Origin of the sequence: Streptomyces sp. NPDC053431, assembly GCF_044544925.1 — a bacterium.
In the GTDB taxonomy this organism is placed as follows: domain Bacteria; phylum Actinomycetota; class Actinomycetes; order Streptomycetales; family Streptomycetaceae; genus Streptomyces.
This window is the reverse complement of sequence record NZ_JBITXX010000044.1, coordinates 1-13,924: the sequence shown is the minus strand read 5'-3', so window position 1 is coordinate 13,924 and position 13,924 is coordinate 1. Positions and strand designations below refer to the sequence as shown.

Annotated in this window: 10 protein-coding genes and 6 pseudogenes; 5 read left to right on the top strand and 11 right to left on the bottom strand. The window is 68.0% G+C overall.

Annotation, left to right across the window (positions count from 1 at the left end; genetic code table 11):
• Positions 1-90: 90 nt before the first annotated feature.
• The 5 genes and pseudogenes from ACIGXE_RS36895 to ACIGXE_RS36875 all read right to left on the bottom strand — a co-directional run.
• Positions 91-174: pseudogene (locus ACIGXE_RS36895) on the bottom strand (IS5/IS1182 family transposase); the annotation flags it as partial.
• Between the two features lie 603 nt (positions 175-777).
• Positions 778-3,696 carry an aminomethyl-transferring glycine dehydrogenase gene (gene gcvP, locus ACIGXE_RS36890; RefSeq protein ID WP_399754510.1) on the bottom strand — a complete coding sequence of 973 codons (2,919 nt, stop codon included), beginning with the start codon at positions 3,694-3,696 and terminating at the stop codon, positions 778-780.
• A 1,274-nt stretch (positions 3,697-4,970) separates the two neighbouring features.
• Positions 4,971-5,228: a hypothetical protein gene (locus ACIGXE_RS36885; protein ID WP_399754507.1), complete on the bottom strand. Its 258-nt coding sequence runs from the start codon at positions 5,226-5,228 to the stop codon at positions 4,971-4,973.
• Entirely contained in the window at positions 5,218-5,448 is a 231-nt protein-coding gene (locus ACIGXE_RS36880; protein ID WP_398712889.1) for a hypothetical protein, read from the bottom strand. The genes ACIGXE_RS36885 and ACIGXE_RS36880 overlap by 11 nt, the downstream gene beginning before the upstream one ends.
• A 734-nt stretch (positions 5,449-6,182) precedes the next feature.
• Positions 6,183-6,341 carry a hypothetical protein gene (locus ACIGXE_RS36875; RefSeq protein WP_399754505.1) on the bottom strand — a complete coding sequence of 53 codons (159 nt, stop codon included), beginning with the start codon at positions 6,339-6,341 and terminating at the stop codon, positions 6,183-6,185.
• 178 nt (positions 6,342-6,519) lie between these two features.
• Between ACIGXE_RS36875 and ACIGXE_RS36870 the strand changes: the two are divergent.
• A pseudogene (locus ACIGXE_RS36870) lies at positions 6,520-6,846 on the top strand (transposase); the annotation flags it as partial.
• Between the two features lie 246 nt (positions 6,847-7,092).
• Entirely contained in the window at positions 7,093-7,338 is a 246-nt protein-coding gene (locus ACIGXE_RS36865; RefSeq protein WP_399754504.1) for a hypothetical protein, read from the top strand.
• A gap of 91 nt (positions 7,339-7,429) precedes the next feature.
• Here the strand turns inward: ACIGXE_RS36865 and ACIGXE_RS36860 are convergent, their stop codons facing one another.
• Together ACIGXE_RS36860 and ACIGXE_RS36855 are read right to left on the bottom strand one after the other, a co-directional pair.
• Positions 7,430-7,726, bottom strand: a complete 297-nt coding sequence (locus ACIGXE_RS36860; RefSeq protein WP_399754502.1) for an integrase core domain-containing protein — start codon at positions 7,724-7,726, stop codon at positions 7,430-7,432.
• 95 nt (positions 7,727-7,821) lie between these two features.
• On the bottom strand, positions 7,822-8,106 hold the full coding sequence (locus ACIGXE_RS36855) for a hypothetical protein (protein WP_399754500.1): 285 nt from the start codon (positions 8,104-8,106) through the stop codon (positions 7,822-7,824).
• Positions 8,107-8,524: 418 nt separating this feature from the next.
• Here ACIGXE_RS36855 and ACIGXE_RS36850 point away from each other — a divergent pair, with 418 nt between their 5' ends.
• From ACIGXE_RS36850 to ACIGXE_RS36840, 3 genes and pseudogenes are all read left to right on the top strand, one after another.
• A complete protein-coding gene (locus ACIGXE_RS36850) occupies positions 8,525-9,073 on the top strand; it encodes a hypothetical protein (protein ID WP_399754498.1) in 549 nt (182 codons plus the stop codon).
• A 644-nt stretch (positions 9,074-9,717) separates the two neighbouring features.
• Positions 9,718-9,904: pseudogene (locus tag ACIGXE_RS36845) on the top strand (transposase); the annotation flags it as partial.
• Between the two features lie 11 nt (positions 9,905-9,915).
• Positions 9,916-10,287, top strand: a pseudogene (locus ACIGXE_RS36840) (transposase); the annotation flags it as partial.
• A 379-nt stretch (positions 10,288-10,666) separates the two neighbouring features.
• Here the strand turns inward: ACIGXE_RS36840 and ACIGXE_RS36835 are convergent.
• The 4 genes and pseudogenes from ACIGXE_RS36835 to ACIGXE_RS36820 all read right to left on the bottom strand — a co-directional run.
• Entirely contained in the window at positions 10,667-10,924 is a 258-nt protein-coding gene (locus ACIGXE_RS36835; protein ID WP_399754497.1) for a hypothetical protein, read from the bottom strand.
• 35 nt (positions 10,925-10,959) lie between these two features.
• Positions 10,960-11,363: pseudogene (locus ACIGXE_RS36830) on the bottom strand (hypothetical protein).
• Between the two features lie 444 nt (positions 11,364-11,807).
• Positions 11,808-12,029 (bottom strand): hypothetical protein, encoded by a 222-nt coding sequence (locus tag ACIGXE_RS36825; protein WP_399754495.1) that lies wholly within the window; start codon positions 12,027-12,029, stop codon positions 11,808-11,810.
• A gap of 351 nt (positions 12,030-12,380) precedes the next feature.
• Positions 12,381-12,548 (bottom strand): annotated as a pseudogene (locus ACIGXE_RS36820) (IS630 family transposase); the annotation flags it as partial.
• Positions 12,549-13,924: the final 1,376 nt, after the last annotated feature.

Genomic DNA, 13,924 nt, shown 5'->3' with positions numbered 1-13,924 from the left:
TCGGTGACCATGAGTCGATCACCCGGGAAGGTACGCCCTCCGTGTCTCACAAGGCACCTCGCCCCAGGCCGATCCACAAGTCCTGAGCATTGCTCGGGCGGCCAGCACCTCGATCGCTTCGCGTATGTAGCGGAACACGGTCGCCTCTCCGATGCCGAACCCCACGGCGAGTTGCCCAGGCCGTGGCGTGAGCGTCCGAGCGCGTGGTCGTCGGGTTCGGCCCGGCCTGGCGCCGCTTTTCCCTACTTCCGGCGCCGTGCTGGGGAGCCTGGCAGATGGTGGAGTCCGCCGACACGGTCCAGCCGATGTCGGCAGTGCCCTCGGCCGCTGCCAGGACCACGGCGAGGACGCGTTCCCAGCTGCCGTCCACGGCCCGCCTGATTAGCCGTTTCCGGGCGGCCCTGGAACGAGCGGAGCTCGTCGGGCAGGTCCCGCCGGGAAGAGCCGGTTCGGTACTTCCAGGCGAGGTCACGTTCAGGGCCGACGGGATGGAGACCCATGTCCACCGCGCGCAAGTGGGCAGACCGGGTTGGTGTGCGTTCGTTGGGGTGCAAGCAGATACGATCAAGACCACGATCAGCGACGGCCAGGGCCGCATCCTGTTCTCCGGGACCGTCCGGCCCGGGCCGGACGCGGGACCCGGCCGGGTTTGCTGAACCGCCTGCCACTGAACGCGGGGCCAGCAGACCCGGCGATGCGTACGGGGGAGTCCGTTTACACCCGGGTTCCCGCAGTCGCCCTGCGTCGGCAGCGGTGGTCTGGGGGCCTGGCACCGTTTCAGGCCCGGATCAGGAGGGGTGCGGGCTGGGGGTCTGGCTGGGCGGAGCGCAGCTCGTGGTCCCGCACGGCAGGGCAGGAGCAGATGAGGTTACGGTCGCCGTACGCGTCGTTCAAACGGCGGGCGGCAGGCCAGTACTTGGCCTGGCGCAGGTATGGCAGAGGGAACACCGCTTCTTCGCGTGAATACGGGTGCGGCCAGGGACCGGTGAGTGATTCTGCGGTGTGGGGTGCGTTGTGCAGCGGGTTGTCGTGCCGCGGCCACTCGCCGTTGGCGACTCTGCCGATCTCTTCCCGGATCGCGATCATGGCTGTGCAGAAGCGGTCCAGTTCACCGAGGTTCTCTGATTCTGTCGGTTCTATCATCAGTGTGCCCGCAACCGGGAACGAGACAGTGGGGGCATGGAACCCGTAGTCGGCCAGCCGTTTGGCGATGTCCGTCACGCTGATGCCTGTGCTGCGGGTGATCGGGCGTATGTCGACGATGCATTCGTGGGCGACCAGGCCGTGCGGGCCGGTGTAGAGAATGGGGTAGTGGGGCTCGAGGCGCCGGGCTATGTAGTTGGCGTTCAGGATGGCCCTCTGGGTTGCTTTCCGCAGCCCGTCAGCGCCCATGAGCCTGATGTAGGCCCAGGAGACCGGAAGGATGCCGGCCGATCCCCACGGCGCGGCCGCGACAGGTCCCGTCCCGCCGGCGGGCCCAGCGTGCGGTGCCTCGGGGTGGCCGGGAAGGTACGGGGCCAGGTGGCTGCGTACGCACAGGGGTCCGATGCCCGGGCCGCCGCCGCCGTGCGGGCTGCCGAAGGTCTTGTGGATATTGACATGGGAGACGTCCGCGCCGAACTTGCCCGGACGGGCCAAACCCACAAGGGCGTTGAGGTTAGCGCCATCGAGGTACACCTGAGCGCCGGCGTTGTGGGCGAGCGCGCAGATCTGCGTGATGGACTCTTCGAACAGTCCGTGTGTCGAAGGGTAGGTGACCATCAGCACCGCTGCTTCGTCGCGGTGCCGCTCGAGTTTGGCGGCGAGGTCGTCCAAGGCCACGTTGCCGTCGTCGTCACAGGAAATCACCACGACGCGCATACCTGCCATTGCCGCGCTGGCCGCGTTGGTTCCGTGGGCGCTTTCGGGCATCAGGCAGATGTCGCGGCGGGACTGCCCCTGGGCCGCCAGATACTTCCGGATGGCCAGCAGACCAGCGTATTCGCCCTGCGCTCCGGAGTTGGGCTGCAGGGATACCGCGTCGTAGCCCGTGATCTCGCCCAGCCACCGCTGCAGCTGTCGGATGAGCTCACGGTACCCTTCGGTCTGCCCAGCGGGGGCGAAAGGATGGATGTCCGCGAACTCCGGCCAGGTGACGGGCATCATGGCCGCGGCCGGAGTCATCTTCATGGTGCAAGAGCCGAGCGGGATCATGCCTCGGTCCAGGGCGTAGTCCCTATCCGCGAGGGCTTTCAGGTACCGGAGCATGCCGGTTTCCGTACGGTGTTCATGGAACACCGGGTGGGCGAGGATGACATCCTCCCGCAGCGGGCACGGAGACTCGGCAGCGCGGACGCTGCCGTCGAGGACGTCAATGTCGTCTCCGGCCACCCCGAAGGCGGCCCACACCTGCTCAAGGTGCTCCCGCCGGGTGACTTCGTCGCAGGAGATACTCACGCGGTCCTCGCCCACCGCCCTGAGATTGATGCCCCGGCCGGCAGCGGCCTGCACGACCTGCCGGGCCCGTCCGGGCACTTTCGCCAGCACGGTGTCGAAGAACCGGTCGTGGACGAGTCCGATTCCTCCAGCGGAAAGCCCGGCAGCCAGCACCCTGGCGTAACGATGGACGCGGTGCGCGATCGCGCGCAGACCCTCGGGGCCGTGATAGACGGCGTACATCCCGGCGATCACAGCGGAGAGCACCGCGGCGGTACAGATGTTGCTCGTGGCCTTCTCTCGCCGGATGTGCTGCTCCCGTGTCTGCAGTGCGAGTCGATAGGCCTCGCGGCCGTCCGCATCGACCGACACACCCACCAGACGGCCGGGCATCTGCCTGCGCAGATCGGCCTTCAGGGCGATATAGCCCGCGTGGGGCCCGCCGAAGCCGAGCGGACATCCGAAACGCTGAGTGCTCCCGACGACCACGTCGGCTCCCATGGCACCGGGTGCGGTGAGGATGACCAGGCTGAGCGGGTCGGCGGCCACCGCCACCCTGGCACCGCGGCGGTGTGCACGCGTGATGGTGGTTTCAAGGCCGCGCACCACGCCGCTGGCGCCCGGGTACTGCAGCAGTACGCCGTAGAAGCTTTCCTCCGGCAGGCCCGACGCCAGGTCACGCACGAGTACCTCTATACCCAGCGCCTCCGCCCTCGTGCGGACCACTTCGATCGTCTGGGGCAGGCAGTCCTCGTCCACGACGAAACGCCGGCTCTGGCTCTGCGCTGCCCGGTGCAGCACCATCATCGCTTCGGCAGCGGCGGTCCCCTCATCCAGGAGGGATGCGTTCGCCACTGGCAGCCCGGTCAGATCCGTGATCATCGTCTGGAAGTTCATCAGCGCTTCCAGGCGTCCCTGCGAGATCTCAGGCTGGTACGGCGTGTAGGCGGTATACCAGCTGGGATTCTCCAGGACATTCCGCGCGATCACAGGCGGCGTGAACGTACTGTAGTACCCCTGCCCGATCATGTTCACCATGCGCTTATTGAGGGCAGCCAGACCGGCAAGCTCCCGCAGCACAGCCTGTTCATCCGCCGGATCCGGAACGCCCGGAGGCGCACCTTCGCGAATGGCATCCGGTACCGCTTCCTCAGACACGCAAGACTGCGACGGATACCCAAGGTATGCGGCCACCCGGCCCGACTCCTCTTCCGTCAGCCCTACATGGCGATCTGCGTAGAGGGAGGCCTTTTCCAGCATCTCCAGGGGGGCATCGATCATAACTCTGACTCCAGTGCGTAAACCCAAGGAAGCAAGCATTAGTATTATTTGGGGCGATATGCCTTAATTGGTACTGAGTAACCCCTACTCGGAATCCAGTCGATCATCGAGACCGCGGCCAGGACCGGCCTCAGATCAGCCTGCGCCGGCAACGGTTCACCCCAGGCCGAGTGCCGCCGCTCCACAGGCCCCTGTGATCAGGCTCGTCACGTTGCCCCCCACACCAACCGAGAGCGCCGCGAATCCAGGAAATCCGCCAGCCGCACGCGCCCCTGCCGCCGGTCACCCGCCCGGAACGCCGTGAGGCATCCCTGCGGGGTTCTGGTGACGCCAGCCCCAAGGGGCAGAGGGCTTGGAGCAAACGCCGCATCTCCCCGGCAGGCAGCCCACAGTCCTTGAGGCGCAGCTCCAGCCTTAAACGCCTGTCGGAATGACTTCAGGCATCACCAGCAGATGAGTACGCATCCGGGGTGAGGAAGGCTTCGCGGATCTCCCCGCGGATCCGAAAGGCGGCGGAACCAGCACAGATGGGCAAAGGAGCGCTCCGCCACCCAGCGTTACGCGCCCCGGCTGGAGCCGTGCTCGGTGCCACAGCCGGCGATCAGCGGTTCACGCCGAGGCACAGACGAGCCGCGCGCGGCACGTGTCGTGGCCGTAGCCGCGGTCGCCCAGCACCGCGTCCGGTCGGCGGCCTCCTGCCGCGCTGTGGGCGCGGCCAGTTCGTGGCCCTCCCGGCTCGATTCTGACCAGGGCTACGCACCCACAATCGAGGCCAGGGGTAGCGGCGGGCGAGGAGTGTCCACTCCTCATCCGCCCGGCCGGGCACGGCCCGGCCGTCGCCGGCCCACCGCGCGGCCAGCTCGGTGAAGATCGGCTCCAGCTCGGGGCGCGGAACCGTTTCACTTCTGGTGCGCTGGGCACCGACGTGGGGCGTGATCCGTATCTTCGTGGTCACGCGGGTTCAACGCCTACCGGGCCTCCCGGGTTACCCACGGCCCCGGCGGACTTCTCGCAGGGCGGTGCGAGCCTGTTCGGCGGTGAACCACCGACTGACCGGTCGCAGCGGGGCCGCGCAGCAGACGAACGGCCGTTTGCTACACGGCCCCGCTGCCCTGTGCAGCACGGCCTGCTACCTGAGCAGCACCCTTGCGGCGCCTGGGGCCGGCTTTCGAATGTCATCACTCTCCGGCACCCGGATCACCGGCAGCAGCACCTCATGCGGAAGACGCGGCAGCCCCGGACCTGGTCGGGTCCGGGGCGCTGCTACATGCTGCTCAGGCTTCGACGTACGCCACGATCGTGATGGTCTTCAAAGCGGTGACGAAGTAGATGACGCGGACTCCGTCGACCTCGTCCGTGTAGTCGCGCAGCAGGGTGCCGGGCACCTCGGTGCCGAGCTCCGGGTTGACGCTGATGGCGACGATCGCGCGGTCCAGGCGGTGCGTCTCGCTCGCGGTGAGCTTCGCCAGTTGGGTGAGCGCGGGCTCGACCATGATGACGCGCGAGCGGCGCGCACCGTGCTCAGGCGACACGCGGCTGCTCGTCCGCGAGGCGGGCGAGGTGGGCGTCGCGGGCGGTCTCCCACGGCACACCGGACTCGGGCGAGGGGTAGCCGTTGGCGGCGATGTCCTCCAGGACCGAGGCGAGGACGTCGACCTTCGCGCGCTGGTCGGCCGCGTACGCGCGGACCGAGTCGGCGGCATGCTCGTCGAGGGGCTGGCGGGCGGGCGCGGGGGCCGGCTGCTGGCTCATCCGGGGCTCCTGGGGGCTTCTCTCTGGCGTGTGTCACCACGGTATCGCCGGGGCGGTTCACCGGGCGCCGATCCGCCCAATCCGGTCCGGCTGCCCAGGACCCCCTCCGGGCAGTCGCGACTACATTCCGTACTGCTCGCCAAGGGCGGGGGTTCAACTCTTATGTGTCATGCTCCGCCAGCGAAACCCGCATGGAGGGCCTACGGACTCCAGGAAGCGGACATATGAGGATGGATTAGAGGCGGCGTGACACTTTTCCGGGGAGCGCGACGGCCGGTGTCACGCTCACGCTCTGTCAGCGTGACATGCTCCAGGAGCATGGCCTGGCGAAGGGGTGCAACGCATGGTGCAACACGGGCGTTCACCTTGGGGCTGGCGCGTTGCCGCAAGCAGACCCGCAACACGGGCTGTTGCGCCCGGTGTGTCGCAGCCCGTGTTGCAGGGCGCGTTGCACCTCCGGCGGGTCAGCCTGAATTCGGGAGCGGCGGCCAGACACGCGGGCCGGTGCACTGCTCGCAGGGGGTGCGGCCGGCGCACTCCATGCAGAACTGGCGGGACGCGCGGGCAGTCGCGGTTCGGGGTGTAGTCCGGGTTGTCGTCGCCCGGGTAGAGCGTCTCGCCGAAGGGTGGCTCGGTCCAGGAGATGACCTGGCCGTCGGCGAGCAGGTTCTCGTAGTGGTGGCCGATGTCGCTGTGCTCGCTCCAGGTGGCCATCACCACCTCGTCCGCCGCGCTCACGCCGTGCCGCCCTTCACCGCGGACGCGTTGTCGAGCCACGCGGCGAGCGCGGTCGTGGCGCCCGGGTCGGCCTGGGCGAGGCGCCCGACGAACTCGAGGTCGCCGTCGACCGGGCGCCGGTGCGGGCGGAGCGGCGAGCAGCGCGGCACGGGCACGGACGGGGACCGGCAGCAGGCCGACTGCGGCGGCGCGGGCGGCGGGTCGGCGTAGTAGTTCGCCGCTTGCTCCCCGCATTGCGGGGAGGCTGCCAGGACGCGAGGGCCCCGCCCCGGCGGCCGGCCGGGGCGGGCACTCTCACGCCAGCTTCGCCGGGAGATCATGGTGAAGCAGCGGGTGCGGCAAGCGGAGGCGGCCGTGCCGCGGGCGGCGCGATCCGGCCGGGAGAACCGCCGCAACTCCCCCAACGGCAAGCGGACGAAGACCGTGCTCACGGACGTCGGGCCGGTCGTGGTCCAGGTCCCGCGAGACCGTGAGGGCGGCGCCTTCGAGCCGCAGCTTGTGAAGAAGCACCAGCGCCGGCTGACCGGCGTCGACGAGATGGTCCTGTCGCTGTCAGCGAAGGGTCTCACGCACGGCGAGATCTCCTCTCACCTGGCCGAGGTCTACGGCGCCGACGTGTCAAAGCAGACCATCTCCACCATCACGGACGCGGTCATGCAGACCCCAGAAGTCCCGCGACCTCCGATGCGGGATTATCCGAACGCTTCCTGTCACTGCTCCGGCGCACGGCGTATCCGGATGGCCACAGCCGAGGGCGAGCGCTGCGGCCATCCCGGAATGTTGACCGAGCCCGCCCCGCAGTGGTCGGCACATGCAGAGGTGTAGTGTTTCGTTATGATTTCGTGCGAATAGTGGATAGATTCTCTGGCCTCTGGGCACCTGGTGTGGCTTCGGCGGGAAGTGGCGATGCTGACGTTCGGTGCGGTGCTGATCGCCGGGGTGTGGCTGGCGGCCTTGGTCCTGATTACGGTCACGGACCGGGACGCACGGGACCGCACCTGGGCGGTCGCGGCCTCGCTCGGCACCGCTGGACCGGTTGGCGTGGTGACCTTCGCCGTCACCGGCAGAATCTGGGCATCACTACTCAGTGCGGCGACCGCCGGCGCAGCGGTAGCCATCGTGCTCCTGCACGGCGGACCCCGCACCCGATAACTCGCCTCACATGGGGGAAGACGGGTGACGGCGGTCATGGCAAGCTGCTGGTGAGCTTGTTCCGCTTTGACGGACACCCTTGGTGTGGTGGTCAGGTTGCGAGGCGGTCTCGTATTCGGCGGGACTGGTAGCCGAGGCTGCTGTGGAGACGGTGCAAGTTGTACCAGCTCTCGATCCACTCGAAGATCGCGGTGTGGGCGGCGGCCCGGCTGGGCCAGGGGCGGGTGTCGCCCAGCTCGTTCTTCAGAGTGGAGAAGAATGATTCGGCGAGGGCGTTGTTCCAGCATGGGACGGTGCGTCCGACCGACAGGCGTATCCCGAACTCCTCTGCCAGCGTGGCGAGTTCACGGCCGGTGTATTGACAGCCCCGATCGGAATGGAAGATCACAGGGTCGGACGGGCGACGGGTGTGGCAGGCAGCCGCAGGGCGTCGGCGACGAATTCGGTTCGCAGGTGGTCGGCGGTGACCCAGCCGACGACGCGTCAGGAGGCGACGTCGATGACGGTCGCCAGATAGAGCCAGTCCTCGTCAGTGGCGACGTAGGTGATGTCGCCGCACCAGCGGGTGTCGAGGCCTGCCGGGTCGGGCTGGAAGTTGCGATGGACCAGGTCAGGGCGGTGGCCGCGTGTGGATCTGGGATGGTGGCGCGGCGCCGTCGTCCACTCCAGAGCCGTGACGCCGTCGATGGGTGTGCGGAGGAGAGCCTCGCCGATGGGGGCTCCGTCCCGCTCCCGCAGATACAGCTGCCAGCCCGGCAGCCCGGGCATTCCACGACGTCCGCGACCGCATACAGGCGGCCGCCGCGCTCCTGCGGCAACGGCGTCCAGGACTCCACCTGCAACGGTTCCCAGAGGTGAACGGCTTCTACGGCCACGGCATCGTCAACGCACTCGACGCCGTCACCACGCACTGACGCACCCCCACTCCCTCGGGGCCTGCCCGCAGCACACCTGCGGCAGCCCCGAGGCCCCAGCGGCGAAGACCACGCCTTCGCCCGGCGACCGCCCGTGAGCGGTGGGTCGGGAATGAAGCGGGTCGCGGTAAGGCCCTCTTCCTATACTAAGTAGGGAAGTCCACTTGCCAAGTTTCCGAATTGAGTAGTGGATACTCAATTCAAGGTACCTGAAATGCAGCCTGGCTGCACGCACCGCAAAGCCCCATAGAATCTGCGCATATGATGCCGTCGTGAATACGACCAAGAACGCCGACGCGGCAACCGATGAATTGATCACCGACACAACTGAATCCGTCCCGACTGCGGACGGCAAGACCACCAACGGCATGCATGCCATCGTTGAGCCTGCTGACGATGCACATGTCGAGGATGAGAGTTTGGCAGACCGGTCCACGGGGGTGGTGGCGGGCACCGCCGCCGTGATGGGCGCCGGTCTCAGCGTGGCGTCGCTTACGGGCACCTGGGTGGGCACCGTACTCTCGGACCGGCAGCGGCTGATCGGCCAGATCAACGCCTCGTCCGGCAGCCCCACTGAACAGATTGAGCAGATTTATGGCTCGGCCTGGCACATCATCTCCGCCGTTAACGGCGCATTCGCGCTCACCGCGCTCCTGATTGTGACCTTCGCCCTGGCCGGTGTCCGGAGCGCCCCGCCGTGGGCGCGTGCTGTGGCCTGGGGAGGGCTTGGCCTCAGTCTCCTTGGCCTTCTGATTGCGGGCGTGATGTGGAGCGACCTTTTCGTCGATCTGCCCAAGGTGCCGACGCAAACCCCGACGTAGCCCAGCGCGGGCTGACCACCCTGAAATGGTCGCACCCCTATCGCTGTGGCCGAATCGGGTGCGTACTCCCATCACTCCACATGTCACACCAAGCACGCAAAGCGGCGAAGTAACCCCTGTCCCGGCCCTGGTTTTCGGGCTTCCGGGCGGGTGTCGACCGGGTGTTGGACGTGTGGCAGGACGGGGAGCTGGCGTTCCTGTGGCGGTAGTTGGCCGGGCCGAGTGCGTGGTTGGGGAGTGCGGGTGGTGGTGGCGGGCCGGCTGCGGATGGTCCGGTGGGAGGCCGCGGAGGGCGAGAGACACTCGCGCATGGTGCTGACGTCGACGACGTAGGGGCTTCGATGACCGCCCCCGTCGCGATGAGCCGTGCCTCTCACGCCGTCCCTCCGCAGCAGACCGCCCCGGACGATGCGTGGGCCACCGCAGTCCCCATCGCACGCCCGCAGGTTCCGGGAATTGCCCCGGACGCCGGTTCTGACCCGCGCCACCCATTCTGAACAGCCCCATTACCTTCTTCGTGGCCCCGCAACGGGGTTCCCGGTCTCCGGGTCCGGTTTGATTTGAGCCTCTTGTCGATCATGGTCGTGGATGCCGGCACGCTGATGCCGCAGCGGAGGCTGGGAAGAATCTGCTGAGGAGGGCTTGTGCACCACGAAGGCGAGATCGATGTCTACCTCGGCCTGGACAAGGGAGAGCATCACGGCACGGCTATCACCCCGGCGGGCAAGAGAGTGTTCGACAAACCGCTGCCGAACAGTGAACCGCAGCTGCGGGAGCTGTTTACGAAAACTGCAGTCCAGGCACGGAACCGTCGTCACCGACGTCGATGAGGTCACCGCCCCGCGAGTGTGCAGGACTCCATCGCCGACACCGCGCTGCTCGACCAGGTCGCCGCCCAACACCCCCGCGTCCGCAAGGTCTGGGTCGACGGTGGCTACCGCCAGCATCTCGTCGAGCACACCGCCACCCTCGGCATCGACATGGAGATCACCGCCCGCGAGCCCGGGACCAGGGGATTCACGCCGATACCGAAACGGTGGGCGGTCGAGCGGACCTACGGCTGGCTCATGCTCCACCGCCGGCTGGCCCGCGACTACGAAACCCTGCCCACCCGCTCCGAAGCCGTGATCCACATCGCCATGACCGACCTTACGGCTCGCCGCCTCACCGGCGAGAACGACACCATCTCCTGGCGCCACCCCAGAAATACCACAGACAGACCAGCCCATCTCGGGATGAAACATCAGACGAAAACGACCTCCTATGCGCGCGCAAAATTGGCGGCCTGCGGGCCTGCCCCGGGAAGGAACCGTGGTGCCCTCATGAGCCAGCATGTGCATGTCCGCGTTCGTCGAGGCATCGCGGTGACAGGGAAAGGGGTTCTCGTCGAGGAGTACGGCTGCCGATGTGGTGCCTCCTGGACCAGAATGTACTGGAGAGGACCCGAACCCGGAGCCGAGCTGACCGGTCCGGGCCAGGGTTTTCGGTGTGGGATGGTCAGGTCGCCTCGCCGGTGATCTGCCCGTGCTGGCCGATCTCGATCTTGCCTGGATTCCTCCGTTCTCGGGATGCGTACGGTGAGCACGCCGTCGCTCAGGTCGGCGTCGATGCTGGCGCTGTTCCCCGGTCAGCCCGCCGCTGATCAGTAGTTCGTTGCCCTCCGACTTCGATGTCCATGTTCTCGGCGGGTATGCCACGCAGTTCGGCCCGCACGACGTAGGCGTTCTCCTCTTCGTCCTCCTCGACCATGGGTATCCAGGTGCCGGGGGCAGCGGTGGGAGTCGCGGCCCGTTCCAGGAGTTTGCCCATCTCGCCCCGCATGTCCTCGAAGTCGCTGAACGGATCCCACATCCCTCGCTGCGGTCGATGCCGCGGTACGGTGCCGCCTACCCTTCGGTCGAGAGCCGTGCGCGCAGCAGGGATCCCAGGGACGCCGCTAGCTCCACGGGTTCGACCGGGGGAGGGTGACGGCGGCGTCTGCGCGGCTCCAGGTGGCCAGCCAGGCGTCGTGCGGGCGGCCGATCAGCAGTAGGACGGGTGGGCAGTGGAAGACCTCGTCCTTGATCTGTCGGCACACGCCCATGCCGCCCATGGGGGCCGCCTCACCGTCCAGGACGCACACGTCGATGCCGCCCCGCTCCAGGGCCGCGAGCACGGCGGGCATCGTCGCGCACTCGACGTACGTGACCGGGTGGACGTCTGCCGCTGGCCTACGGCCGGCCGCGAGACGCACCTGTGCGCGGGTGTTCGGGTCGTCGCTGTAGATCAGGACTCTGGCGCTCGCTTGCATCGTTCCTCCATGAACCTGACGGGACCCTCGCGCGGCCCTGCCGGACTGCATCCCTCCGCCCCGGCTCGATGGTGCCCTGCACGCAGGAGTGACGGACGGGCTGGATGCCGACGCACAGAGGACTTTCCGGCCGCGGGCGGCGAGCCCTGCCGCATGACACCCCCAGCGGAAACTCACTGCGTCGTGGCGGCCTTGAGCCGAGGCTCGAGCAGGGCGCGCCAGACGTCGATCCCCTCGCGGCGCATGTGCACTGACGCCGGCAGGCTTCGCCATAGATTGGTCTGACAAACCATCCAGATCGCCCCAGCAGCGCCCAGGGGAAGGTAGCCGGGTGGTCGAGCGTCCGTCGTCCAGGTTGCAGCGGTACCAACGCGCCGGAACCACGGCATTCGGCTTTCCAATCCGTTGCCGCCTGATCGGAGGCCGCCTCGATTCGAGCGGCGGTCACCATTCGGGGTGGACGTCACGGCTGTCGTAGCGGAGACCTGTCTCGGTGATCCAGGGCCTGAATCGGCCGGGCCGGGTGTGGTGGGGGGCGTAGCTGACTGGCTCTTCGGTGTCGTCGGTGACAATGACGGCCCCCGTCCTCTGCGCGCTGCGCAGGGCGTGGGTCCAGTGCCGGCCGCGATGGCCGGTGCGGTAGTCAGGGGTCTTGCATTGGGACATCGGATTCTTCACCGCCGTGGAGCCGCAGTCACGCCTCGCCCGTACCGCACTCTGTCGAACCAAGCTACTGGTGCCCCGCGCTTGCCGGGCACAGCCTCGGAGTACCAGCCGCTGGTCACCTCGACTTGGGCGTACGGGACTGTCCGTGCCGTCTCGTGATACGAGCCTTTGAATGTGTCATTCAGGGTTGAACATGTTCGCCAGAGAAGGCACCTTCTCCGATCTGTTCGTACCGATTTTCACAAAATAGACAATGGGGGCATGGTGTGGCCGTCGGTTGAGTAATTGCTACTCGGGTCGCAGGCGACCGCCACTTCGGCATGATCTAGCGAGGACCCCGGGGTTCACGCCCTAGTGATCTGAGTCGGAGATTCGTCGGCAGTAGGCGGCGACTTTGTCGAGGATCTCGTCGGCTGTTTTCGTCCAGACGAAGGGTCTGGGTTGCTCGTTCCAGTCGGCGAGCCAGGTCCGGATGTCGCGTTCGAGGGCCTGGACAGAGCGGTGGACGCCGCGCTTGAGCTTCCGGGAGTGTGACGACGATCGGTGGCGGGGTGTGACCTGTTGCTCCTCGTTCCACGATGGCTCTTTCTCCCGCGGAAGGTGGTCCGTTTCCCGGTGCGTGCCTGCAGCCGTCGCCTGGCCGGCGGGCCGAGCTGAGGATGGCTGTTGACCTTGGGTGAGGTCATGCGGCGGTGGCGTGGTGGGGGGCTGGCTGGGGGTGCGGTGAGGAGTTCGCGGGTGTGTCGGGTGCTGAGGCCGAGGCGGCGGAGGCATTCGGGGTGGCTGAGGCCGTAGCGGGTGAAGAAGGCGAGTTCGTGTCGGAGGAGAGGAGGGTTCCAGCGCTGTTGAGGTCCGGGGATGCGGGTGCCGTCGGGCTTGTCGATGCTGTGTTCGTCCCAGGCCAGTGGGGGATCCCAGGATCTGGCTGCGGCATATCGTCGGGCCTGGGCAGAAGCCCCGGCCGGTGGGAGAGAAGGGCTCACGAGGCCAGGATGGCGCCCCGTACCGCAAGTGTGCTGGTGTGGGTTCTCGCGATTTCGGTGAGCGTTTTCGATGTAACCGCCCCGGCTTGGGCAATGGCGGGAAGGGTCCAGCCGGCGGTGCACCGGGCGCGCAGCCGCCGCAGGAGCCCGATGTCCGTGACGTGGCCATGGCGCGGGAAGGCCGGCGGGGGCAGGTCACGGACGGCGAGAACCCGTCTGGCGACGTCCGCGTTGATCCCGCGTTGTGCGGTGCGGGCGTGGCCGATGAGGGCGGAGGCCAGTGTGCTGGGGTTGACGTGGGCGGTGTGCGCGATGAACGCGATGCTGGCCCGGTCATAGCGCGACTGGAGCTTCTGGACGTGGTCGACGACAGGCTGGGCGTCGACGGTTCACCGCGGCGCGCAGCACGCCCGGGCAGGGGGGTGCGGTCGCCGAGCGCAAGCAGTCGGCGTGCTGCGGCTTCCTGGATCCGCCGGGGCCGGCCGGCTTCCACGTCGTTCAGCGTGGCGGCCAGTGTCGTGGGCGACATGTCGGCCGCGCGGGCCAGAGCGGCCTTCGACAGGTGAGGGTGCGCGTCCAGGAGCCGCCGCACGTGACGCATCGCGTCCGTGGCGTCGGGGGAGCGTCCGCCGTAGCTGCGGTCACGGTGCGGAAGATCGTCAAGGCTGATGGCCAGCAGGCGGACCGCTGTCTCAGCGCTGACGGTGCGTGGCGTATCCGGTCTGCGCCGGGCGTCGGTAAACAGCGATTTGAGCGTGGAAGGGGCGACGCCGGCGTGCCGGGCGATCGCCGCTACCGGCAGTCCGGGGCGCCCGGTGTGTTGCAGGGCGCGTTGCACCTCCGGCGGGTCAGCCTGAATTCGGGAGCGGCGGCCAGACACGCGGGCCGGTGCACTGCTCGCAGGGGGTGCGG